21 protein-coding genes are annotated in these 22,602 nt (G+C 75.8%); 14 read left to right on the top strand and 7 right to left on the bottom strand.

Features of this window, described 5'->3' with window-relative positions:
- Positions 1-275 precede the first annotated feature (275 nt).
- Positions 276-2,831 carry a nitrite reductase large subunit NirB gene (nirB, locus tag E1O70_RS05745; protein ID WP_082774576.1) on the top strand — a complete coding sequence of 852 codons (2,556 nt, stop codon included), beginning with the start codon at positions 276-278 and terminating at the stop codon, positions 2,829-2,831.
- Positions 2,828-3,229: a nitrite reductase small subunit NirD gene (locus E1O70_RS05740; protein WP_061268217.1), complete on the top strand. Its 402-nt coding sequence runs from the start codon at positions 2,828-2,830 to the stop codon at positions 3,227-3,229. The genes nirB and E1O70_RS05740 overlap by 4 nt, the downstream gene beginning before the upstream one ends.
- Before the next feature lie 27 nt (positions 3,230-3,256).
- On the opposite strand, the gene E1O70_RS05735 is transcribed toward E1O70_RS05740, so the two are convergent.
- Positions 3,257-3,814, bottom strand: a complete 558-nt coding sequence (locus tag E1O70_RS05735) for a DinB family protein (RefSeq protein WP_061268216.1) — start codon at positions 3,812-3,814, stop codon at positions 3,257-3,259.
- Between the two features lie 118 nt (positions 3,815-3,932).
- Here E1O70_RS05735 and E1O70_RS05730 point away from each other — a divergent pair, with 118 nt between their 5' ends.
- A complete protein-coding gene (locus E1O70_RS05730; RefSeq protein ID WP_061268215.1) occupies positions 3,933-4,637 on the top strand; it encodes a lysoplasmalogenase in 705 nt (234 codons plus the stop codon).
- Positions 4,638-4,765: 128 nt separating this feature from the next.
- Here the strand turns inward: E1O70_RS05730 and E1O70_RS05725 are convergent, their stop codons facing one another.
- Positions 4,766-6,079: a PP2C family protein-serine/threonine phosphatase gene (locus E1O70_RS05725; protein ID WP_128957521.1), complete on the bottom strand. Its 1,314-nt coding sequence runs from the start codon at positions 6,077-6,079 to the stop codon at positions 4,766-4,768.
- 97 nt (positions 6,080-6,176) lie between these two features.
- On the bottom strand, positions 6,177-8,627 hold the full coding sequence (locus E1O70_RS05720) for a DNA gyrase/topoisomerase IV subunit A (protein WP_061268213.1): 2,451 nt from the start codon (positions 8,625-8,627) through the stop codon (positions 6,177-6,179).
- 246 nt (positions 8,628-8,873) lie between these two features.
- Here E1O70_RS05720 and E1O70_RS05715 point away from each other — a divergent pair, with 246 nt between their 5' ends.
- The 4 genes from E1O70_RS05715 to E1O70_RS05700 all read left to right on the top strand — a co-directional run bounded on the left by E1O70_RS05715 (position 8,874) and on the right by E1O70_RS05700 (position 14,206).
- Positions 8,874-11,627 (top strand): bifunctional acetate--CoA ligase family protein/GNAT family N-acetyltransferase, encoded by a 2,754-nt coding sequence (locus E1O70_RS05715; protein WP_061268212.1) that lies wholly within the window; start codon positions 8,874-8,876, stop codon positions 11,625-11,627.
- Between the two features lie 74 nt (positions 11,628-11,701).
- Entirely contained in the window at positions 11,702-12,295 is a 594-nt protein-coding gene (locus E1O70_RS05710; protein ID WP_043652060.1) for a DUF5998 family protein, read from the top strand.
- On the top strand, positions 12,292-13,494 hold the full coding sequence (locus E1O70_RS05705; RefSeq protein ID WP_061268211.1) for an alkaline phosphatase family protein: 1,203 nt from the start codon (positions 12,292-12,294) through the stop codon (positions 13,492-13,494). The genes E1O70_RS05710 and E1O70_RS05705 overlap by 4 nt, the downstream gene beginning before the upstream one ends.
- A 70-nt stretch (positions 13,495-13,564) precedes the next feature.
- Positions 13,565-14,206 carry a thymidine kinase gene (locus tag E1O70_RS05700; RefSeq protein ID WP_061268210.1) on the top strand — a complete coding sequence of 214 codons (642 nt, stop codon included), beginning with the start codon at positions 13,565-13,567 and terminating at the stop codon, positions 14,204-14,206.
- 13 nt (positions 14,207-14,219) lie between these two features.
- Here E1O70_RS05700 and sepH read toward each other — a convergent pair whose 3' ends face one another.
- Positions 14,220-15,332 (bottom strand): septation protein SepH, encoded by a 1,113-nt coding sequence (gene sepH, locus E1O70_RS05695; RefSeq protein WP_082774575.1) that lies wholly within the window; start codon positions 15,330-15,332, stop codon positions 14,220-14,222.
- A gap of 257 nt (positions 15,333-15,589) precedes the next feature.
- On the opposite strand from sepH, the gene E1O70_RS05690 reads away from it, so the two are divergent.
- The 3 genes from E1O70_RS05690 (at position 15,590) to E1O70_RS05680 (ending at position 17,675) form a co-directional block, all read left to right on the top strand.
- On the top strand, positions 15,590-16,243 hold the full coding sequence (locus E1O70_RS05690; protein ID WP_061268208.1) for a trimeric intracellular cation channel family protein: 654 nt from the start codon (positions 15,590-15,592) through the stop codon (positions 16,241-16,243).
- A 3-nt stretch (positions 16,244-16,246) separates the two neighbouring features.
- On the top strand, positions 16,247-17,098 hold the full coding sequence (locus E1O70_RS05685; protein WP_240696610.1) for an inositol monophosphatase family protein: 852 nt from the start codon (positions 16,247-16,249) through the stop codon (positions 17,096-17,098).
- A 277-nt stretch (positions 17,099-17,375) separates the two neighbouring features.
- Positions 17,376-17,675 (top strand): DUF4193 domain-containing protein, encoded by a 300-nt coding sequence (locus tag E1O70_RS05680; protein ID WP_021483601.1) that lies wholly within the window; start codon positions 17,376-17,378, stop codon positions 17,673-17,675.
- Between the two features lie 123 nt (positions 17,676-17,798).
- On the opposite strand, the gene E1O70_RS05675 is transcribed toward E1O70_RS05680, so the two are convergent.
- On the bottom strand, positions 17,799-18,314 hold the full coding sequence (locus E1O70_RS05675; protein ID WP_082774569.1) for a DUF3093 domain-containing protein: 516 nt from the start codon (positions 18,312-18,314) through the stop codon (positions 17,799-17,801).
- 72 nt (positions 18,315-18,386) lie between these two features.
- Between E1O70_RS05675 and dut the strand changes: the two genes are divergently transcribed.
- The 4 genes from dut to E1O70_RS05655 all read left to right on the top strand — a co-directional run bounded on the left by dut (position 18,387) and on the right by E1O70_RS05655 (position 21,109).
- Complete coding sequence (gene dut, locus E1O70_RS05670) at positions 18,387-18,863, top strand: dUTP diphosphatase (RefSeq protein ID WP_061268207.1); 477 nt, start codon at positions 18,387-18,389, stop codon at positions 18,861-18,863.
- A 106-nt stretch (positions 18,864-18,969) separates the two neighbouring features.
- On the top strand, positions 18,970-19,713 hold the full coding sequence (locus E1O70_RS05665; RefSeq protein WP_061268206.1) for a DUF3710 domain-containing protein: 744 nt from the start codon (positions 18,970-18,972) through the stop codon (positions 19,711-19,713).
- A 1-nt stretch (position 19,714) separates the two neighbouring features.
- On the top strand, positions 19,715-20,089 hold the full coding sequence (locus E1O70_RS05660; RefSeq protein ID WP_061268205.1) for an OB-fold nucleic acid binding domain-containing protein: 375 nt from the start codon (positions 19,715-19,717) through the stop codon (positions 20,087-20,089).
- A 108-nt stretch (positions 20,090-20,197) separates the two neighbouring features.
- Entirely contained in the window at positions 20,198-21,109 is a 912-nt protein-coding gene (locus tag E1O70_RS05655) for a DUF3159 domain-containing protein (RefSeq protein ID WP_082774568.1), read from the top strand.
- A gap of 42 nt (positions 21,110-21,151) precedes the next feature.
- Here the strand turns inward: E1O70_RS05655 and E1O70_RS05650 are convergent, their stop codons facing one another.
- Positions 21,152-21,880 (bottom strand): potassium channel family protein, encoded by a 729-nt coding sequence (locus E1O70_RS05650; protein ID WP_051028145.1) that lies wholly within the window; start codon positions 21,878-21,880, stop codon positions 21,152-21,154.
- Entirely contained in the window at positions 21,880-22,533 is a 654-nt protein-coding gene (locus E1O70_RS05645; protein WP_031316042.1) for a potassium channel family protein, read from the bottom strand. Before E1O70_RS05645 ends, E1O70_RS05650 begins: the two co-directional genes overlap by 1 nt.
- Between the last annotated feature and the right edge of the window lie 69 nt (positions 22,534-22,602).

Below are 22,602 nucleotides of genomic sequence, written 5' to 3'. Positions count from 1 at the left end.
ACGCCGCGTCCCGTCCGGGGCGCGGCGTCGTGCCGTTCCCACCGCACGCATGGTCGGCGGGTGGCTTTCGCCGTGGGTACCGAGGACCTTGGTCCCCGGGGGCGGCTGTGGTCGGACCGCGTCGCCTAGGGTCGGGGCAGGCACCGGTCGCACCCCGGTCGGGGCCTCGACGCAGCCCCCGCCTCTCGAAAGTGCTCCCCGTGGCCTCCCTCTCTCAGCCCCCGTCCCCCGACGGCCCCCTGGACGGCGACCGGATCGTCGTCGTCGGCGCCGGCATGACGGCCCACCGCCTCGTCGCGGGCCTGCGCACGCGCGACCCCGAGGGCGCCTGGTCCGTCACCGTGATCGGTGACGAGCCGCACGAGCCGTACGACCGCGTGCACCTGTCCGAGTGGTTCGACGCCCGCGACGTGGACGCCCTCACCCTGGACCGCGCGGTGTGGGACGACCCGCGCGTCACGCTCGTCACCGGGGACGCGGTCGCGTCGCTCGACCGCACGGCGAGCGTCGTGACGACACGGTCGGGGCGCCAGGTCCACTACGACCGCGCGGTGCTCGCGACCGGCTCGTGGGCGTGGACGCCGCGCGCGGAGGGCACGGACCTGCCGGGACTGTTCACCTACCGCACGCTCGACGACGTCGAGCGGCTCGCCGAGTGGGTGCGCCTGCGCGAGCGGGCGCTGGGGCGGGCGGTGCGCGGCGTCGTCGTCGGCGGTGGCGTGCTGGGCCTCGAGGCGGCGGCGGCGCTCCAGCGGCTCGGCGCGGAGGCCACGGTCGTGGAGTTCGCCGACCGGCTCATGAGCGTCCAGCTCGACCAGGGCGGCGGCGAGATGCTGCGCCTGCTCATCGAGGACCTCGGCGTCACGGTCCGCACCGGTGCGGGCGCGCACCGGTTCCTGCCTGCGGGCGACGGGTCCGTGGGCTCGGTCGAGCTCACCGACGGCTCCGAGCTGGCGACGGACGTCGTCGTCTTCTCCGTGGGCATCCGTCCGCGCGACAGGGTGGCGCGCGAGGCGGGCCTGGCGATCGGCGAACGCGGCGGCGTCGTCGTCGGCGAGGCGTGCCAGACCTCCGACCCGGGCGTGTGGGCGATCGGCGAGTGCGCGTCGGTCGACGGCGCGTGCGCCGGCCTGGTCGCGCCCGGGAACGACATGGCCGACGTCGTCGTCGACCGCTTCCTCGGCGGCGAGCGCGTGCACCGGCGCACCGACGACGGCACCAAGCTCAAGGGCGTGGGCGTCGAGGCGGCGTCGTTCGGCGACGTCAACGCGGTGAGCGCGGGCGCGCTCGAGGTCTCGTTCGTCGACCCGATCCACCGCCGGTACCGCAAGCTCGTGCTCTCGGACGACGCGACGACGCTGCTGGGCGGCGTGTTCGTCGGCGACATCGAGCTCTACTCGGCGCTGCGTCCGCTCCTGGGCCGTCCGCTCGGCGCCGACCCCGCGGCGGTGATCGCGCCCGACGGCGAGGGCCTGGCCGAGACCGAGCTGCCCGACGAGGCCGTCGTGTGCTCGTGCAACAACGTCGACGCCGGGACGGTCCGGGCTGCGGTGACCGAGCACGGTTGCCGGACGATCGGGCAGGTCAAGGACTGCACGACGGCGGGCACGGTGTGCGGGTCGTGCGTCCCGGCGCTCACCAAGCTGCTGAACGGCGAGCTGTCCCGGGCGGGCGTCACCGTCTCGGACGCGCTGTGCGAGCACTTCGCGATGTCCCGGGCGACCCTGTACCGGATCGTGCGGGAAGAAGGGCTGCGCACGTTCTCCGAGATCGTCGCGGCGCACGGGACGGGCCGCGGCTGCGCGGTCTGCCGCCCGACCGTCGCGTCGATCCTCTCGACGCTGCGCCGCGGGCACGTCCTCGAGGGCGAGCAGGCCGCGCTCCAGGACACCAACGACCACGTCATGGCGAACCTGCAGAAGAACGGCACCTACTCGGTGATCCCGCGGATGCCCGGGGGCGAGGTGCGTGCGGACCAGCTCCTGGAGTTCGCGAAGGTCGCCGACGAGTTCGGGCTCTACGTGCGCGTGACCGGAGGACAGCGGCTGGCGATGTTCGGCGCGCGCCTCGACCAGCTCCCGGAGATCTGGCGGCGCCTGACGGCCGTGGGGTTCGAGTCCGGGCACGCGTACGGGAAGTCGCTGCGCACCGTGAAGACGTGCGTCGGGCGTACGTGGTGCCGGTTCGGCGTGCAGGACTCGTCGGCCATGGCGGTGCGGCTCGAGCTGCGCTACCGCGGTCTGCGCTCGCCGCACAAGATCAAGTTCGGCGTCTCCGGGTGCGCGCGCGAGTGCGCCGAGGCTCGTGGCAAGGACGTCGGCATCATCGCGACCCACAAGGGGTGGAACCTCTACGTCGGCGGGAACGGCGGAGCCCAGCCGGCCCACGCCCAGCTCCTCGCCGAGGACCTCGACGACGAGACCCTGGTCCGCTACGTCGACCGGTTCCTCATGCTCTACGTCCAGGAGGCCGACCGTCTCCAGCGCACGGCGCCCTGGGTCGCGGAGCGCGCGGGCGGGCTCGAGGAGCTGCGCCGCGTCGTCGTCGAGGACTCGCTCGGGATCGCCGAGGAGCTCGAGGCGGCGATGGCCGAGCACGTGCGCGACTACGAGGACGAGTGGAGCGCGACGCTCGCGGACCCGGCGAAGCTGCGCAAGTTCACTCCGTTCGTCAACGCGCCGGAGGCGGTCGACGGCGACCTCGCGTTCGTCCCCGAACGCGGGCAGGTCCGTCCCGCCGACGAGACCGACGCCGTCGCCTACCCGGACCCCCGCGCAGCGCGCGACGTCGCGCTCGTCGCCGCCCGCACCGAGCTGGAGGACGCCCGATGAGCACGTTCGTCGACATCTGCGCGCTCGACGACCTCGAGCCCGAGCGCGGGGTCGGGGCCCTCCTGGGCGGGACCCAGATCGCCGTCTTCCGGCTCGCCGACGGCACCGTACGCGCCGTCCAGCAGCGGGACCCGTACTCCGGCGCCAACGTCATGTCGCGCGGCCTCGTCGGCACGCACCGCGTCACGCTCGACGACGGCACGGAGCGCGACGTCGACACCGTGACCACCCCGATGCTCAAGCAGGTCTGGGACGTCGACACCGGCGAGGTGCTCGACGCCGGGGGCAAGGACCGCAGGCCGCTGGCGGTCTTCGCGGCCGAGGTGCGCGACGGGCGCGTCCTCGTCGCGGACGTCGCGACCTCGACACCGGGGACGGCGGGGCGCGCGACGACGTGAGCGGCAGGGCCGTCGTCGGCTGAGGCCCTACTGGCCGGTCCTGCCGTCGATCCGCTCGCGCAGGAGGTCGGCGTGCCCACAGTGCCGGGCGTACTCCTCGATCCGGTGGACCAGGACCTCGCGGACCGCGACCCGGTCCGCGCCGAGCCTCTCCCCGAGGTCCGGGTGCCGCGCCAGCACCGCGTCGGTCGCGGCCTGCTCGCGCGCCAGGTTCGCGTACGCCTCGTCGACCACGCGCCGGTCGGCGACCGCGCCGTCGAAGTCCGCGTCGTGCCCGCCGTACAGCGCTGGCTCGCCGTCGTCGTCGGAGACCCACCCCCGCCACTCCCGCTCCACCTCCGCGAGATGACGGACGAGGCCGAGCAACGACATCGTCGACGGCGGCACGGAGCGTCGTGCGAGCTGCTCGGGGTCGAGGCCCTCGCACTTCATGAGCAGCGTCGTCCGGTAGCTCGCCGTGTAGTCGAGCAGCGTCGCGAGCTCGCCGTCCGGGCTCACGCCGTCGGTGTTGCGCGGGTCCTCGTCCGGGTCCACCCACATGTCCGGGTAGACGGCTGCGCGGGTCCACCGCACGGGCTCGGTCATCGCCCCATGCTCGCGCGCACCGGGGTGCCCCACAAGGTCATTCGCCACGGTCCCAGGCGCTAGGATCGGCCACCGCCGGCAAGGATGCCGGTGCACGACCGAAGGAGTCTCCTCGCCCATGTTCGTCGCGTGGGGCGTGCTCGCCCTGCTCACTCTCGTCCACCTCGCTGCCCACCTCCTGGGCGCCGAGACGCTCGCCGACGCGTCGCAGTGGTTCCTCATGCCGGTCCTGGCGGGGTGCCTCTGGCTCGCCACACGGCGCCACACCGCCGACGACCCGGGCCGGCGCTCGCAGCTCGTCCGGCTCACGCTCGTCGCGCTGGGCTTCTCGTGGCTCGGCGACACCGCACCCGACCTCGCCGACGGTGACACCGCCTTCCTGGTCATGGTCGGGTTCTTCCTCTGCGCCCAGGTCGTGTACACGATCGCGTTCTGGCCCTACCGCGCGGGCTCCGTCCTGCGCCGCCCGCTCGCGCTCGTGCCGTACGGCCTCGCGTTGCTCGCCCTCGTCGTCGCGTGCGCGCCCGACGCCGGGTCGCTGCTCGTCCCCGTCGTCGTCTACGGGGTGTGCCTCGTGACGATGGCCGTGGTCGCGACGGGCGTCGACCGGCTCGCCGCGGTCGGCGGTGCGGTCTTCCTCCTGTCCGACGCGCTCATCGCGCTGAACGCCTTCGCCCCGTGGTACGACCTGCCCGGGCACGGCTTCTGGGTCATGCTCACCTACGTCGTCGGCCAGGTGCTGCTCGTGCTCGGCGTGCTGCGTCGTGAGCGCGGGCTACCGGTCGTCGACGCGGAAGGTGACCGCGCGCGGGTGTCGACCTGACGCTCGCGCACGGAGACCCCTCGGGCGACGTCGTCCTCGGCAGGTCCGCGACGCGGGGGCGCGCAGGCGCACGAGGGTCGCCGTGCCCGGCGAGGAGTCCTGCCCCGGCAGGCTCGGGCGGCACAGGGCTAGGCGCCGCCCGCGGCCGTGCGCTCGTCGTCGACGTGCACCATGACGAGCGCGACGTCGTCCTGCGAGCCGAGCGGCACGAGCTCGGCGAGGAGGGCGCCGAGGAGCGCGTCGGGCGGCACAGCGCCGAGCGCCTCTACGCGGCCCGGCAGCTCGTCGAGCACGTCCCGCAGCGACCGGTCCCGGCGCTCGACGAGCCCGTCGGTGTAGAGCAGGAGCGTGTCGCCCGGGTCGAGCGACGTCTCGTGCTCGGCGCGCGGGCCGCCCAGCCCGACGCCGAGCATCGCCGAGGGGCGCGCGGTGAGCAGGTGCGCGGTCCCGTCGGCGCGACGCACGACGGGCGGGACGTGCCCGGCGCTCGCCCAGCACACGGCGCGCCGCCCCGTCAGGCCGGGGGTGCCGATGCGTGCGACGGCGACGGTGGACAGCGCCTGCAGCCCGAGACCCTCCGCGGTGCGCTCGGCGGCGTCGAGCGCCTCGGCAGGACCGGCGTCCGTCGCGAACGCGACCGAGCGCAGCACCCCGCGCAGGTGGCCCATGTGAGCCGCGGCGGCGACGTCGTGCCCGGTGACGTCGCCGACCACGACCGTCGTCTCGCCGTCGGGGTGCACGAACGCGTCGTACCAGTCGCCGCCGACGTGGACCTCCGGCACCGCCGGCCGGTACCGCACGTCGATGGTCAGGCCGGGGATGCGCGGGGGAGGCGTGAGCACGGAGTCCTGGAGGGCCAGCGACGCGCTGCGCTCGCGCGTGATCACGTCCGCGTACCGGTCGACGGACGACCCGAGCAGCAGGGCCTGGTCGACGACCGAGAGCGCGGTGGGGTCCGCAGGGCCGGCCGGGGGCTCGGGCGCCGTCGTCCCGCCGGCCTGCACGACGGACGTCACGTCCTCCGCGCGGTGGACGACGGCCGTGACCCGGCCCGCGGCGTCGAGCACGGGGAGGTTCGTCGTGATCCACCAGCGCTCGGCCCACCCGCCGTCAGGACCGCGCAGGTCGTACCGGTGCGGTCCGATCATCTCGAGACGTCCCGTCCGCGCGACGCGCTCGAGCGACAGCACGACCCGGTCGACGGCGCTCCCGTCCGGCCCGTGGACGGGGAAGACATCGAGGTAGTGGCGCCCGACGACGGCGCTCGCGGGCGCGCCGATGGTGCGCAGGAGGGACTCGTTGGCATCGAGGATGGTCAGGTCGGGCGAGAGGACCGCCTTGGGCGCCGTGAGGACCGAGAAGACGGCGTGGTAGTCGACGGGGCCGGCGGCCCCGTCCACGTCCGAGGGCGTGCGGACGCCGCCCCCTTCGTTCTCTGCCACACATCGAGCCTGCCCCGATCCCGCGCACTCGCAAGGGCGGGCGCGCGCGGAGCGACCCGCCCGGCGCACGACGACGACCGGGCGGGAGGACCGAGCGCTACCCGACGGCCGTCACCGGGGACGCGAGCGGCGTGCCCGACCCGTCGCGGCGCTGGTCGACCGGCGGCAGGTCGACCGACTGCCCGCCCGACCCCGTCGCCCGCGCCGGACCCTGCCCGACCCACGCGAGGATGAGCGCGTCCTCGCCCTTGAGGAACCGGTGCGCGCGGACGCCGCCGGTCCCGCGGCCCTTGCCGGGGTAGAGCTCGTACGGGGTCACCTTGCCGGCGCCGGTCTGGGTCCCGGGGAGCGCGTCGGACGACCCGGCCACGGTGACGACGACGCCGAGGTCGCGCACGTCGGCCGGGACGACGCCGAAGAACGCGACCCGCTGGCCGTCGGCGAGCCGGATGCCGGCCATGCCGCCCGCCGGGCGGCCCTGGGGCCGCACCGCGGACGCGTCGAAGTGCAGCAGGGACGCGTCGCTGGAGACGAAGACGAGCTCGTCGGCGTCCGTCGCGGGCGCCGCGCCCACGACGGTGTCGCCGTCCTTGAGCCCGATGACCTCCCACTCGTCGCGGTTGCCCGGCACGTCGCCCGGCGTGACGCGCTTGACGACGCCCTGCGCGGTGCCGAGCGCGAGCGGGGGAGCGTCGGGGTCGAGCGACGCGATGGTCACCGCCTCCTCGCCCGGCTCGAGCGCGACGACCTCGCTGAGCGGGACGCCGCCGGACAGGCTCGGCGCGTTGTCCGTCGGCGGGAGGGCGGGCAGGTCGAGCACGGACACGCGCAGCATGCGGCCCCGGCTCGTGACGAGGCCGACCTCGCCGCGCGCGGTCGTGCGGACGGCGGCGCGCAGCACGTCGTGCGCGGCGCGCGGCCCCGAGCGCGCGGGCTCCGTCTCGTCGCTCGTGCGCGCGAGGAGCCCGGTCGCGGAGAACAACGCCCAGCACGTGGTGTCGGCGACCTCGAGCGGGACCGCCGCGGTCGTCGTCGGTGCCGCGCCCGCGGACTCCAGCAGGATCGTGCGGCGCGGGGTGCCGTACGTCTTCGCGACGTCGGCCATCTCGCCCGACACCACGGCGCGCAGCCGTGCGTCGCTGCCGAGGATCTCCTGGAGCTCCTCGATCTCGCGGCGCAGCGTCTCCTGCTCCTTCTCGAGCTCGATGCGCGAGAACTTGGTGAGGCGACGCAGCTGGAGCTCGAGGATGTACTCCGCCTGCGGCTCGGACAGGTCGAACACCGTCTGGAGGCGCCCGCGGGCGGTCGCCGTGTCGTCGGACGAGCGGATCACCTGGATCACCTCGTCGATGTCGACGATCGCGATGAGAAGGCCGTCCACGAGGTGCAGGCGCTCGGACCGCTTGCGCAGGCGGTAGGCCGAGCGACGGCGCACCACGTCGATCCGGTGGTTCACCCAGACCGTGAGCATCTCGCGCAGGCCGAGCGTGCGCGGCTGGCCGTCGACGAGCGCGACGTTGTTCATGCCGAACGAGTCCTCGAGCGGCGTGAACTTGTAGAGCTGCTCCAGCACCGCCTCGGGGTTGAAGCCCGTCTTCACCTCGACGACGATGCGCAGCCCGTGCTCGCGGTCCGTGAGGTCGGTCGCGGCCGTGATCCCCTGGATCTTCTTCGTCTTGACGCCCTCGGCGATCTTCTCGATCACCTTCTCCGGGCCGACGAGGTAGGGCAGCTCGGTGATGACGATGCCCTTGCGGCGCGGCGTGAGGTTCTCGACGCGTGCCGTGGCGCGTGTGCGGAAGGTCCCGCGGCCCGTGCGGTAGGCGTCGCGGACGCCGTCGAGACCGACGATCTTGCCGCCCGTGGGCAGGTCCGGGCCGGGCACGAACCGCATGAGCGACTCGAGGTCGGCGTCCGGGTGCGCGACGAGGTGGCGTGCCGCGGCGACGACCTCGACGAGGTTGTGCGGCGCCATGTTGGTCGCCATGCCGACCGCGATGCCCGACGCGCCGTTGACCAGCAGGTTGGGGATCGCGGCGGGCAGGACCTCGGGCTGCTGGAGCTTGTTGTCGTAGTTCGGCACGAAGTCGACGACGTCCTCGTCGAGCCCCGCCGTCATCGCGAGCGACGGCGGCGCGAGACGCGCCTCGGTGTACCGGGAGGCCGCGGGGCCGTCGTCGAGCGTGCCGAAGTTGCCGTGCCCGTCGACCAGCGGCAGCCGGAGCGAGAAGTCTTGGGCGAGGCGCACGAGCGCGTCGTAGATCGCGGCGTCGCCGTGCGGGTGCAGCTTGCCCATGACCTCGCCGACGACGCGCGCCGACTTCACGTGGGCGCGGTCGGGGCGCAGCCCCATGTCGGCCATCATGTAGAGGATGCGGCGCTGGACGGGCTTGAGGCCGTCCCGCGCGTCGGGCAGGGCGCGCGAGTAGATGACGGAGTAGGCGTACTCGAGGAACGACGTCTCCATCTCCGCCTGGACGTCGACGTCGACGATCTTCTCGTTCACCTCGGCCGGGTCGATCGAGGGGGTCGAGGACTTGCGCGCCATGGGCCTGCGGGCTCCTGCCGTTCGGTGCGCCGCGGTGGCGCGGGGTCTGTGCCGTCGTGGCCGGTGCTGTGCCGGCCGGGGTGCTGCGGTTGCGTGCCGCACGCGAGGGTACGCCACGGGTCCGACACGCGGCGCCACGGCGCCTGCCACGGCACGTGCCGGGACCGCCTGCCGGGACCATTGTCCTCCCGGCTCGGGCCGGGGTGGCGCAGGCGCACCGCGCGCGCGACCGCATAGCCTGGGGTCGTGGACGACGGCGCGCCGGGGCGGGACCCGGACCGGTACCCGGTGGAGTGGGAGGCCGACGTCGTGCTGCGCGACGGGACCACCACGCACGTGCGCCCCATCCGCCCCGAGGACGCCGACGCGCTCCAGCGCTTCCACGTCGGCCAGTCCGAGCGATCCACCTACCTGCGGTTCTTCGCGCCCATGGAGCGGCTGTCCGAGCGCGACCTCGAGCGCTTCACGCGCGTCGACCACGTGGACCGCGTCGCGCTCGTCGCGGTGCGCCCGCGCGACGGCGCCCCCGGGGACGGCGGCGAGGACATCATCGGCGTCGCGCGGTTCGACCGCACCGGCCCCGCCGAGGCGGAGGTCGCCTTCAACATCGCCGACTCTGCGCAGGGCCGGGGCCTGGGCTCCGTGCTGCTGGAGCACGTCGCCGCGGCGGCGCGCGAGCGCGGCGTGCGCCGCTTCACGGCCGAGGTGCTGCCCCAGAACGGCAAGATGCTCGCGGTGTTCCGGGAGGCGGGGTACGACGTGCGCCAGCAGATGGACGACGGCTTCGTCCAGGTCAGCGTCGACCTCGACCCCACGGAGCGGTCCCGGGCCGTCATGGCCGACCGCGAGCACCGCGCGGAGGCCCGGAGCATGCAGGGGCTGCTGGGCGCCACGAGTGTCGTGCTCGTCGGCCCCGACGCCCCGGCCGACGCGGGCGCGGAGCACGACGGCGAGGCCCTCGACCGCCTGCTCGCGCAGCGCGCGCTCGCCGCGCTCGAGCGCAGCGACGTGACGGTCCACGTCGTGGGGGCCGCGCGCGGCCCGGGGGAGGAGCGGTGGTCCGCGACCCTCGCCGACGTGCCCGGTCCCGTCGACCTCGCCGTCGTCGCGCTGCCCCCGCCCGCGGCGATCGACGCCGTCCGCCGGCTCGCGCGCCTCGAGGTGCGCGGGGTCGTCGTGCTGTCGGCCGGCTTCGCCGAGACGGGTCCGGACGGGCTCGCGCTGCAGCGCGAGCTCCTGCGCGTCGCGCACACGGCGGGCCTGCGCGTCGTCGGGCCGGCGAGCTACGGGCTGCTGCGCACAAGCGACGCGCCCGACCGCCCGGCGCTCGCCGCGACCCTCGCCCACGACCTGCCGGCCCCCGGCGTGGTGGGCCTGTTCAGCCAGTCCGCGCCCATGGCCGTGACGCTCCTCGCGACGACGGCGCGGCGCGGCCTGGGCGTGTCGTCGTTCCTGTCCGCCGGGCACCGCGCGGACGTCTCGGGCAACGACCTCATGCAGTACTGGCAGGACGACGCCACGACGCAGGTGGTGTGCCTCTACCTCGAGTCCATCGGCAACCCGCGCAAGTTCTCGCGCATCGCGCGCCGCCTCGCGTCGGTCAAGCCGGTCGTCGTGGTGACGGCCGGGCGCTCGGGGCACGTCGTGCCGCCGGGGCACGCGGTCCGCTCGACGCGCGCGCCGCGGCGGACGCTCGAGGAGATGCTGCGGCAGTCCGGCGTCGTCCGGGCCGAGAACACGCACCACATGATCGACATCGCCCAGCTCCTCGCGCACCAGCCGCTCCCGGCAGGGCGCCGCGTCGGCATCCTCGCGAGCTCCGCGTCGCTCGCCGCGCTCGTCGCCGAGGCGTCGTCCTCGGCGGGCCTCGTCGTGGCGCGCTCGGACTTCCTGCCCGAGGACGCGTCCGCCGACGAGCTCGCCGCCACGGTCGACGCGCTCTACGCGCCCGACGCGTGCGACGTCGTCGTCGTGGTGCAGGTCCCGGTCGTCGGGCCCCGGCGCGCGGACGTCTCGCGCGCCGTCGCGGACGCGGCGGCCCGCACGGGCCGCACGACCGTGGCGAGCATGCTCGGCCTGCACGGCCTCACCGACGAGCTCTCGGCCCCGGCCCCGGGGGCGCAGAGCGGGGCGGCCCCCGTGCGCGTCCCCGCCTACTCGACGCCGGAGGACGCCGTCGCCGCGCTCGGCGCGGTCGTGCGCTACGCGCGGTGGCGCGAGGCCGACCACGGCACGCCCGTGCGGCCGGCCGGCGTCGACCCGGTGCGGGCGCGCGCGCTCGTCGAGGAGGCGCTCGCCGGTCAGGACGCCGTCGACCTCGACCCGACGACGACGGCGGAGCTGCTCGCGTGCTACGGCGTGCGGGTCTGGCCCGCGCGCCGGGTGCGGACCGCCGACGAGGCGGTCGAGGCGGCGCGCGAGGTCGGCTGGCCCGTGGTGCTCAAGAGCACCGCGGCAGGCCTGCGGCACCGGGCCGACCTCGGCGGCGTGCGGCTGGACATCGCGGACGAGACCGAGCTGCGCACGGACTTCGCGCAGATGCGCGAGGCGCTCGCGGCCGTGCTGCCGGGCGCCGCGGACGAGCCGTTCGAGGTCCAGGCGATGGCCGACGCCGGGGTCGCGTGCGTGGTCCGCTCGACCGAGGACCAGCTCTTCGGCCCCGTCGTCTCGTTCGGGCTCGCGGGCGACGCCGTCGACCTCCTCGGCGACGTCGCGTACGGCGTGCCGCCCCTGACCGACGTCGACGTCGCCGCGATGGTCCGCTCGGTGCGGGCCGCGCCGCGCCTGTTCGGCTACATGGGCACGCACGTGGTGGCCACGGCCGCGCTCGAGGACGTCCTGGCGCGCGTGTCCGTGCTCGCGGACGACCTGCCCGAGGTCCGCAGCCTCGAGCTGTACCCCGTCGTCGTCTCGGAGCACGGGGCAGCGGTCCTCAGCGCGCGCGTCACGCTCGCCGACGCCCAGCGGGCCGACGCGCTCCGGCGGGCCCTGCCGGGCTGACGGGCCGGCCGCGACCCGCCCGGGCCCCCGACGGCGGGTGGCCCCGGCCCGGCGCCGGATGGGACAATGCGCGGGTGCCCTCTGCTACCTCCAACGCCTGGACCGACCTGACGACCCAGCTCCACCGCGCCGGCTACTACCCGGAGCTCGTCGCGGACGTCCTCGACCTCGCGGTCGCGGGGGAGGAGATCGTCTCGCACCTCGTGCTCCCCGAGACGACGTTCGACGCGACCGAGGTGCGCCGCCACCTCACGGTGCTCGTCCTCACGCCCACGCGGCTCGTCACGGCGCACGTCGACGACCACCCGGCGGACAGCGAGAACCCGTCGGCCTCCGCCGCCGCCACGACCGAGGCGGTGCCCCTGTCCGAGGTGCGGTCCGTCTCGCTCACGCACGTCGTGGCGGAGCCGCACGAGCACCGTGCGGGCGCCGCGCCGCTCGAGGTCACGCTCGCGCTCGGCTGGGGCGCGGTCTCGCGCGTCGACCTCGAGCCCGCCGGCTGCCCCGACCCCGCGTGCGACGCCGACCACGGGCTCACCGGCCAGATCACGCCCGACGACGTCGTCGTCCGCGTGAGCGCCGAGGCGGAGGGCCGCGACGCCGTCCGGGCCGCGGTGGACTTCGCGCGGGCGCTGTCGCGCTCGACCACCCGGCACAGCGCCCGGTGAGCGAGGCACCCGCGGACGCGCCGGCTCCGGTCGCCGACCCGGCGCTCCCTCCGGGCCTCGTCGCGCCGGAGTACGGGACACGCGGTCTCGCGGCGGTCCTGCCCGCCGCCGCGGGCGCGCTCGGCGTCGGCCTGACCACGGCCACGGGGCTCGCGAGCGAGACGGCGCGCGGCGCGCTCGACCTGCCGCGCGCCGAGCGCGTGTGCGTCGTGCTGGTCGACGGCCTCGGCCACCTCAACCTCGCCGAGCGCGCGGGGCACGCCCCGTTCCTGCGCTCGCTCCTGCCCGACGCCCGGCCCCTCACCTCGACGTTCCCCAGCACGACCGCCGCCGCGATCGGCGCGTTCGGCACGGGCACCGCGCCGGGCCGCACGGGCATGCTCGGGTACACGCAGCGCAACCCGGTGACGCGCGGCCTCGCCAACATGGTGTCGTGGGAGGGCGCGCCCGCGCCCGCCGAGCTCCAGCGCGAGGAGCCGGTGCTCGCGCGCCTGGCCGGGGCGGGCGTCGCGGTGACCTCCACCGGCCCCGCCCGGTTCGCCGGGTCGGGCATGACGGTCGCCGCGCTGCGGGGCGGCACGTACGCGTCCGCCGAGCCGCTGGCGGGGCGCGTCGACGCGGCCGTCCGCGCGCTGTCCCGGCCCGGTCTCGTCTACCTCTACTGGGGCGAGGTGGACAAGGCGGGCCACCACCACGGCAGCGCGTCGTGGCAGTGGGGCGACGAGCTCGAGGCGCTCGACCGCGAGCTCGCGCGCCTCGTGCGGTCGGTGCCGCGCGGCACGCTCGTGCTCGTCACCGCGGACCACGGCATGGTCGACGTCGACCCGGCGCTGCGCCGCGACGTCGCGACCGACCCCGCGCTCGCCCGCGGCGTCGAGCTCGTCGGCGGCGAGCCGCGCGCCGTCCACGTGTACACCGAGCCCGGCCAGACGGCGGCCGTCGCCGCGCGCTGGCGCGACGTCCTCGGCGACGACGCGCTCGTGCTGGAGCGGGACGAGGTGCTGGCCCGCGGCTTCCTCGGGCCCGACCCCCGGCCCGAGGCCGTCGCCTCCGCCGGCGACGTGGTGGTCGCGCTGCGGGGGCGGGCGACCGTCGTCGACTCGCGCACCCAGACGCCCGCGTCGCTCACGCTCGTGGGCGTGCACGGCTCGCTCACCGAGCGCGAGATGCGCGTGCCGCTGCTCGTCGCGGCCACCTGACCCGACCGCGTCCCGTCGCGCCGGAGCCACCCGGCGCGGACGCACCGACCGACCTCGCGGAGGACCGCCGATGGCAGAGCTCGTCTTCTTCTCCGGGACCATGGACTGCGGAAAGTCCACCCTGGCGCTCCAGCTCGACCACAACCACGCCGCGCGCGGCCGCCGCGGGCTGATCTTCTCGCGCGACGACCGCGCCGGGTCCGACCGCCTCTCCTCGCGCCTCGGGCTCGAGGTCGTCGCGCGCGAGGTCCACGACGACACCGACTTCTGGACGCTCGTCACCGCCGAGCCGGTGCCCGTGGACTACCTGGTGTGCGACGAGGCGCAGTTCTACTCCCCGACGCAGGTCGAGCAGCTCGCGCGCCTCGTCGACGAGACGGAGATCGACGTCTTCGCGTTCGGCATCACCGCCGACTTCCGCACGCGCCTGTTCCCGGGCTCCGCACGCCTCATCGAGCTCGCGGACCGGGTCGAGGTCCTCCAGGTCGAGTCGCTGTGCTGGTGCGGACGCCGCGCCACGCACAACGCGCGCACGGTGGACGGGCGCATGGTCGTCGAGGGCGACCAGGTCGTCGTCGGGGACGTCCGGGCCGGCTCGGGGGAGATCGGCTACGAGGTGCTGTGCCGGCGCCACCACATGCGGCGCATGACGACGGCGGTCGCGCGCCGGCACGCGACGGAGGACGGGCTGCCGCTCGACCTGCCGCGCTGACGCGCCGCGGCCGTCACTCGGGGCGGGCCCCGAACACGATCTCGTCCCAGCTCGGGACCTTCGCGCGCGACCGGTTCTTGCCCTTGCGGACCTCGCGCGCGGCCGGGGGCCGCACCGTGCTCGAGGCGCCGTCGGCGTCGGAGGCCGACGGGGCGTCGCCCTCCGTGCCAGCCTCCCCGGACGGATCGGTCTCCGGGCGCCCGGGCTCGTCGGGGCCGTCCTCGGACGCGTCGGCGGCGACCGGGCCCTGCGGGGGCCGGATCGTCGGCAGGTGCACCACGGTCGCGCCCGCGGGCAGGCCGCCGGAGAACCCGCCCTCGTCCTCGTCCTGCTCACGGTTCCCCGGGGCGAGCGGGCCGAAGCCCTCGAACGGCTCCTGCCCGACGGTGTCGCCCGCGGGCGCCGGGTCCTTGCGCGGGCGCACGCCGCGCCGCTGGCTCAGGTCGTCGAGCAGCTCGGCCGTCCCGTCGTCGGCGGGCGCTGCGGCCCGCAGGCCGCGGGCGCCGCGCGCGGTCGCGTCCACGTCGAACACCGCCGCGGCCCCCGGCGCCGGGTCGCGCGGGGCGTCCGTCCCGGAGAGCCAGCGGGCCTCGTCGTCGAGCGCCTGGAGCGCGCGCGTCGCCGGGTCGTAGGTCCAGCGGGCCGTCCGCTCGCCGGTGCCGGCCTCGAACGTCGCCGTCACGACCCACGGGGAGCCGTGCGCGCGCGCCGCGCTCCACGCGACCGCTGCGGCGTCGACGTCGCGCGCGGCGAGCCGCTGCGCGACGAGCTCGCCCACCGTCGGGGAGTCCTCGTCGTGCCCCGGGCGCAGCCCGCGCACGCGCTCGACGACGTACTCCTGCTCGGCGACGACCGGCCCGGCGAACCGGCGCACGTGCTCGACCCCGAGCCCCGCGGCCTCGGCGACCGCCTCGACGGAGTCCCCGGCCCGCAGCCGGGCCTGGATCTCGCGCGGGGCGAGGTTGCGCTCGCCCTCGGCGCGCAGGTGCTCCAGGTGCGGGCGGTCGCGCCGTACGGCCGCGCGCAGCGCCTCGGTGATGGGCAGCACGAACTGCGCGCCACCCGTCGCGCGCAGGACGAGGTGCTCCCCGTCCTCGTGCAGTCTCACCAGCTCCAGCTCGTCCATGGACCCTCCCGTGTCGCCGCGCCCGGTGGCGCTCGCGGTGCCGCTCGTGTGCCGCTCGCGTGCCGTCCCGATCGCCCGGGGCCGGCCGCGTGCCGGACCGCCGTGCGCCGTGGACCGCGACGCCCGCGCCACCGCTCCCTCGAGGGTGCCATCGTCCCATCCCCGAGCGGCGCAGCACGCGCGGTGTGCCGCCCATTCGCACCGGCCGGCCCGGCCCCGGCCCGGCCCCGGCGGGCCGCGGCTGGGATGATGCGGGGGTGATCCTCGACCTCGTGCCCGGCGACGCCCTCGAGCTCGGCGGCGTGTTCTTCGCGGCGCTGTCCGGCGGGCTCGCCGCGGTGCGCAAGCGGTTCGACCTCGTCGGCGTCCTCGTGCTCGCGTGGGCCGCGGGACTGGGCGGCGGGCTCCTGCGCGACGTCCTCATCGGGGCCATCCCGCCCGTCGGCATCTCGGACTGGCGGCTCGTGGCCGTCGCCGCGCTCGCGGGCGTCGTCACGTTCTTCTGGCACCCGCGGCTCGAGCGGCTGCGGCGCAGCATCATCGTGCTCGACGCCGGCGCCCTCGCGCTCTTCGTGCTGTCCGGGACCATGAAGGCCCTGGAGTACGGCGTCGGCCCGCTCGCCGCGGTCTTCGCGGGTGTACTCACGGGTGTGGGGGGCGGCATCCTGCGCGACCTGCTGACCAACGAGGTGCCGCTGCTGTTCCAGGACAAGCAGCTCTACGCCATCCCGGCGCTCGCGGGGGCCGCGCTCACCGCGGCGCTCGCCGAGGCGGGCCTGCTCGGCCCGTTCTCGCAGGCGGCGGTCCTCGCGCTCGTGTTCGGCTTCCGCCTCGTCTCGCTGCGCCTCGGCTGGTCCGCGCCCGGCCCGTGGGAGGGTCGCCGGACAGGCCGCGGGTCGGGCAGGATGTGAGCCGTGCGCCTCTTCATCGACGACCCCCGGCAGCCCGACGACGTCACCGTGGCCGACCTGCGCGACCTGGCCGAGCGCCTCGCGCGCGAGGCCGGCGAGCTGGTCCGCTCCGGCCGTCCCGACCGGGTCGAGGTGGCCGCGACGAAGTCGACCGCGACCGACGTCGTGACGCGGATGGACGCCGACTCCGAGGCGCTGCTGCGCCGCGGCATCGCCGCCGCCCGCCCCGACGACGCGATCCTCGGCGAGGAGGAGGGCGCCTCGGCCGGGACGTCGGGCGTCACGTGGGTCATCGACCCGGTCGACGGCACCGTGAACTACCTCTACGGCGTCGCGTCGTACGCGGTGTCGGTCGCCGCGGTGGTCGGCCCGCCCGACCCGCTGGAGTGGACGGTGCTCGCCGGCGCGGTGCACTCCGTCGTCGACGACCGCACGTGGACGGCGGGGCTGGGAGCGGGGGCGACCCTCGACGGCCGGCCCGTGCACGTCAACGCCGAGACCGACCTCGGCCAGTGCCTCGTGGGCACGGGCTTCGGGTACGACGCCGACCGTCGCCGCGCGCAGGCCCGCGTGCTGCTCGACGTGCTGCCGCAGGTGCGCGACATCCGCCGCCTCGGCTCGGCCGCGATCGACCTGTGCCTCGTCGCCACGGGCGAGCTCGACCTCTACTACGAGCGCGGTCTCAACCCGTGGGACATGGCCGCGGGAGCGCTCGTCGCGCACGAGGCCGGGGCGCGCGTGACGGGCCTGCGGGGCCGCGCCGCGGACCGCGAGATGACGGTCGCGGGACCGCCCGAGGCGGTCGCGCGGCTCGTCCGGCTCCTCGAGGACGCGGGAGCGGACTCCGACTCCTGACGGGGCGCCGTGCACCCGTGACCAACGACACCCGGGCGGGTGCCCGGCCACAGGGTGCATCACTCAGGGAAATGGTGCAGAATCCGGGGGCCCACCGGGAACAATTCCGGTGCGCCGCGCATTGATGAGCGTGCAGTGCCACGAACCCCCTCGGGGCACGACACGTCACGGGGTGCCCCCGCACCCCGCACCCGTGCCGCCCGGCACGACCGGCCGTCGCCGGTGGTCCGGACGCGCACAGTCGCGATCGACGATATTCCGGAGAGTGACCCCACAGATGGCAACAGACTACGACGCCCCCCGCAAGAGTGAAGAGGAGCTCAGCGAGGACTCGCTCCAGGAGCTCCAGGCTCGTCGCTCCGACAAGAGCTCGGGCGTCGTTGACGAGGACGAGACCGAGGCGGCCGAAGGCTTCGAGCTGCCCGGTGCCGACCTGTCCGGCGAGGAGCTCTCCGTCCGGGTCCTTCCCCGTCAGGCGGACGAGTTCACGTGCGCGAGCTGTTTCCTCGTGCACCACCGCAGCCAGCTCGCCTACGAGAAGAACGGCCAGCAGATCTGCTCGGAGTGCGCTGCCTGACCCGCCGCGCACCACGGCCGACGGCCGCCGCCCCCTCCCCGGGGCGGCGGCCGTCATCGTTCGCGGGGACCGGCTGACGCGCGGTCGAGCGGACGACCCGCCGCCGCGTGCGAGCGCCCTTGCTCAGGCGGCGTGCGCGGTGCGGACCGCGTCCGCCAGGCGCTGCGGGTGCCGGGTCGAGACGAGCCAGTACGGCGTCGGGTCCTGCGGGTCCTCGAGCACGACGTGCACCCCGGTGCGCGCCCACGCGCGCAGGCACACGTAGGCGCGCGCGTCGAGGCGGGGGCCGAGCTGGACGCGCATCGCGTCGGCGTCGAGCGTCGTCACCTGGCCGAGCAGCGACACCGGGACGTGGGCCCGGCCCGCGCGCAGCTCGCCGTCGGCGACCTCGACGACCGGCGACGTCCACCACAGCGCGACGACGCCCGCGACGGCGGCCAGGCCGCCGACCCCGAGGGCGACGGCGTGGCTCGCCGGCCACAGGGCGATCCCGAGGACGAGCGCGAAGCCGAGCGCCGCGGCCCAGCCGCCGACGCCCGGGACGAGGCGCTCGCGGTAGGAGGCCGGGCTCGCGGTGCCGGGCGTCCCGGCGGCTCCGCGGGTCGAGGACGGGGTGCTGCGGTCGGCGGCGTCGGTCATGGGTCCATCATCCCAGCCCCGCGCACCGCGGCCGACGTGCTCGCAGCGCGCCGCGCGCACTAGGCTCTGCGGGTGCCGAACCACCAGCAGCCCCCGACCGGCGACGTCGACGTCCTCATCACGCTCCTCGACGACGTCCCCCTGCCCGCCTACGCCCACCCGGGCGACGCGGGCGCGGACCTCGTGACGACCGTCGACGTCGAGCTGGCGCCGGGGGAGCGCACCATGGTCCCGACGGGCGTGTCGATCGCGCTGCCCGACGGCTACGCGGCGTTCGTGCACCCGCGCTCGGGTCTCGCGGCGAAGCACGGCCTCACGGTCGTCAACGCGCCGGGGACCGTGGACGCCGGGTACCGCGGCGAGATCAAGGTGACGCTGCTCAACACCGACGCGCACGAGCCCGTCGTGCTGCGGCGCGGGGACCGGGTCGCGCAGCTCGTCGTCCAGAAGGTCGAGCGGGCGCGGTTCGTGCAGGCCGAGCGCCTGCCCGGCTCGCACCGCGGCGAGGGCGGGTTCGGGTCGAGCGGCGGCTGGACGCCCGCACCCTGACCGGCGCACCCGGCCCGCCGCTGCGCGGGCTAGTGTGGAATCAGTGCGGGGCGAGCGCCCCGTGAGGAGACCCGGCCGAGTGCCGGGCAGGTGAAGGAGTTCGTCCGTGGGTCTGTTCCGTCGCTCCAGGTCGTCCGAGCCGGCCGAGTCGCCCGAGCCGTCGGGCACGACGTCCGAGCAGGTCGGCGACGGCGCGCCCGCCCCGGAGGCGGCTGCCGAGGCCCCCGCGCGCGGCCCGTACGACTCCGCCCAGGTGCCCGAGCGCGGCCCGCGCCTCGACCTCGGCGCGGTGTGGCTCCCCGGCGTGCCGGGCATGGAGCTGCGCATGGAGGTCGACAAGAAGACGCAGCGCATCACGGGCGTGGCGTGCGCGGTCGGCGGCTCCGGGCTCCAGGTGCAGGCGTTCGCCGCGCCGCGCACCGAGGGCATCTGGGACGAGATCCGCGGCGAGATCGCGGCGTCCGTCACCAAGCAGGGCGGTACGGTCGACGACCTGCCGGGCCCGTTCGGGCGCGAGCTGCTCGCGCGCATCCCCGCGCAGACGCCGGACGGCCGCCCGGGCGTGCGGCCCGCGCGCTTCGTGGGCGTCGACGGCCCCCGCTGGTTCCTGCGCGGCGTGCTCACCGGCAAGGCCGCGGTCGACCCGGCCGAGGCGCGCCTGCTCGAGACCGTGTTCGCGAACATCGTCGTCGTGCGCGACCAGAACCCGCGCCCGCCGCGCGACCTGCTCACCCTGCACCTGCCGGGCAAGGGCCCGGAGGCCGCCCCGGCACCGACCCCGGCCGGTGCCCCCGAGACGCCGTCGTTCGACCCGCTGACCCGTGGGCCGGAGATCACGGAGATCCGCTGACATGATCCCCACCCTGCGTGACGCCTGGCGCACCGCTCTCGCCTCCCAGGAGGAGCTCGCGGCCGACGAGGAGCGCACCGAGGCGGCCCGGCAGAAGGGCTGCCGTGCCGTCGCCGAGCTGCCGAACCGCCGCCGCGCGAAGATCTCCGGCGTCCTGCGGTCCGTCGTGCTCCGCCCGCGCGAGGGCGTGCCGACCGTCGAGGTCGAGCTCTTCGACGGGTCCGGCGTCGTCGACCTCGTCTGGCTCGGGCGCCGCCGGATCGCGGGCATCGAGCCCGGGCGCCGCGCGCTCGTCGAAGGGCTGGTGTGCGACGTCGACGGCCGCCGCACCATCTTCAACCCGCGCTACGAGCTGCTGGCCAAGCCGGGGGAGTGAGCCCGGCGGCCGTCGTGGACGGCCGTGCCGTACGATCCTGCGCACCCGACCCGGCCGCACCGGCCCTCCCGCCGGCGCCACCCACCCGAGCCCCGAGGACGCCACGACATGACGAGCAGCAGCGACGCGACCGGCGGCCCCGTGGGCGGGCGCCCCGACCCGGGACGCGTGCCCGAGCCCGTCGCGCACGACGCCGAGGTGGTCGAGACGGTCGTCGACGACGTCGCGGCGCCCGAGGACGGCCGCGCCCGCGGCGTGCGCGCCCTCGCAGGCGAGGACTTCTCGGTGGCCGACGCGATCGGCGGCGTGCGCGGGCTCGTGGAGTCCGTCGCGCCCGGGCTCGTGTTCGTCGTCGTCTACGTCGCGACGACCAACCTGCGCTGGGCGCTCGTCACGTCCGTCGCGGCCGCCCTCGTGGCCGTCGTCGCGCGCCTCGTCCAGCGCACGCCCGTGACGCAGGCGTTCGGCGGCCTGCTGGGCGTCGGCATCGGCGTCCTGTGGGCGTGGCGCTCGGGGGAGGCGCAGGACTACTTCGCGTGGGGCCTGTGGACCAACGCCGCGTACCTCGTCGCGCTCCTCGTGTCCGTGGTGGTCCGCTGGCCGCTCGTCGGGCTCGTCGTGGAGGGCTTCCGCAGCGGCTTCGGCGTGGGGACGGCGTCCGCCGGCACGACGGCGGACGCGACCGACGGCGAGCACCGCGAGGGCGCGGACGTGCCCACGCCGCAGCCCGCCGAGCCGGCGGCCGGGAGCGCGGGGGAGCCCGGCGCGTTCGCCCGCTGGGCGCGGGCGTGGCGGTCGGACCGCGCGCTCGTGCGCCGCTACACCGCCGCGACGTGGCTGTGGATCGGGCTCTTCGGAGCGCGTCTCGCGGTCCAGGTGCCGCTCTACCTCGACGGCGACGTCGGCTGGCTCGGCACCGCGCGCCTCGTCATGGGGATCCCGCTGTGGGCCCTCGTGCTGTGGCTCACGTGGATCCTGGTGCGCCGCCCCGCGACCGCCGGGCCGCGGCCCGCGGCGTAGCCGCCCCGGCGCGCAGGCCGCCCCGGCGCGCGGGCCGCGCCGTCAGAGCAGGTCGCCGCCGAGCTCGGGAGCCTCGACGGGCGCGTCCGGCGCCGTCGGGCCGTCCTCGCCCTCGCCGGCGAGCAGCCGCGCGAGCGCGCCCTCGTCCGCCTCGTTCCCCGTGACGAGCAGGAGCTCGTCGCCGACCTCGAGCGTGTCGTCCGCGCTCGGCGCGATGGGGCGCGTGCCGCGCACGATCGCCGCGAGCACGGTGTCCGCCGGCCAGCGCACCTCGCCCACGCGGCGACCGAGGAGCGGCGACGACGGCGGCAGCGTCACCTCGAGGATGTCCGCGCCGGACTGGTGGAACGTGAAGATGCGCACGAGGTCCCCCACGGCGACGGCCTCCTCGACCATCGCCGTCATGATGCGCGGCGTGGACACGGCGACGTCGACGCCCCACGACTCGTCGAACATCCACTCGTTCTTCGGGTTGTTGACGCGCGCGACCGTGCGCGGCACGCCGAACTCGGTCTTGGCGAGGAGCGACACGACGAGGTTCACCTTGTCGTCGCCCGTCGCGGCGACGATGACGTCGCACTCGTCGACCTTCGCCTCGGCGAGCGACGACAGCTCGCACGCGTCGGCGAGGAGCCAGTCGGCGTCCGCGACCTGCGCGACGCGCATCGCCGCGGGCTGCTTGTCGACGAGCATGACCTCGTGGTCGTGGCTGAGGAGCTCGCGGGCGATCGAGCGGCCGACGGAGCCCGCTCCGGCGATGACGACGCGCATCACTCGGCCTCGACCTTCGGTGCGTGGGTGAGCTTGCGTTCGACGACGGCGGCCCGCTCGTCGTCCATGAGCACGTGCAGCACGTCGTTCTCCTGCAGGACGGTGCGGTCGGTGACGAGGACGCCGTCGCCGAAGCGGCTGACGAACGCGACGCGCGCCTCGGTCGCGTCCTCGATGGCGCGCACGGTGCGGCCGATCCAGCCGGGGTGGAAGTCGACCTGGGCGAGCCGCACGCGCCCGGACGGGTCGCGGTACTCGTCGGTCGCGCCGAACGGGAGCATGCGGCGCAGCACCTGGTCGGAGGTCCAGCGCACGGTCGCCACGGTCGGGATGCCGAGCCGCTGGTAGATCTCGGCGCGCTGCGGGTCGTAGATGCGCGCGACGACCTTCTCGACGCCGAACGTCTCGCGGACCACGCGCGCGGACAGGATGTTCGAGTTGTCGCCGTCGGAGACGGCGGCGAACGCGTACGCGTCCTCGATCCCGGCCTGCACGAGCGTGTCGCGGTCGAAGCCGACGCCGGTCACCTTCTTGCCCGTGAACTCCGCGGGCAGGCGCCGGAACGCGTCGGGGTTCTGGTCGACGACGGCGACCGAGTGGCCGCTCGACTCGAGGGACTGGGCGAGAGTCGCACCGACGCGCCCGCAGCCCATGATCACGAAGTGCACGCACCGAACGCTACCGCCCGCCGGGCCCGCGAGCGCGCACCAGCGCGACCGGGC

This window comes from Cellulosimicrobium funkei, assembly GCF_004519295.1.
In the GTDB taxonomy this organism is placed as follows: Bacteria; Actinomycetota; Actinomycetes; order Actinomycetales; family Cellulomonadaceae; genus Cellulosimicrobium; species Cellulosimicrobium funkei.
Note: the sequence above shows the minus strand (reverse complement) of the source record. Positions and strands in the feature narration are given on the sequence as shown.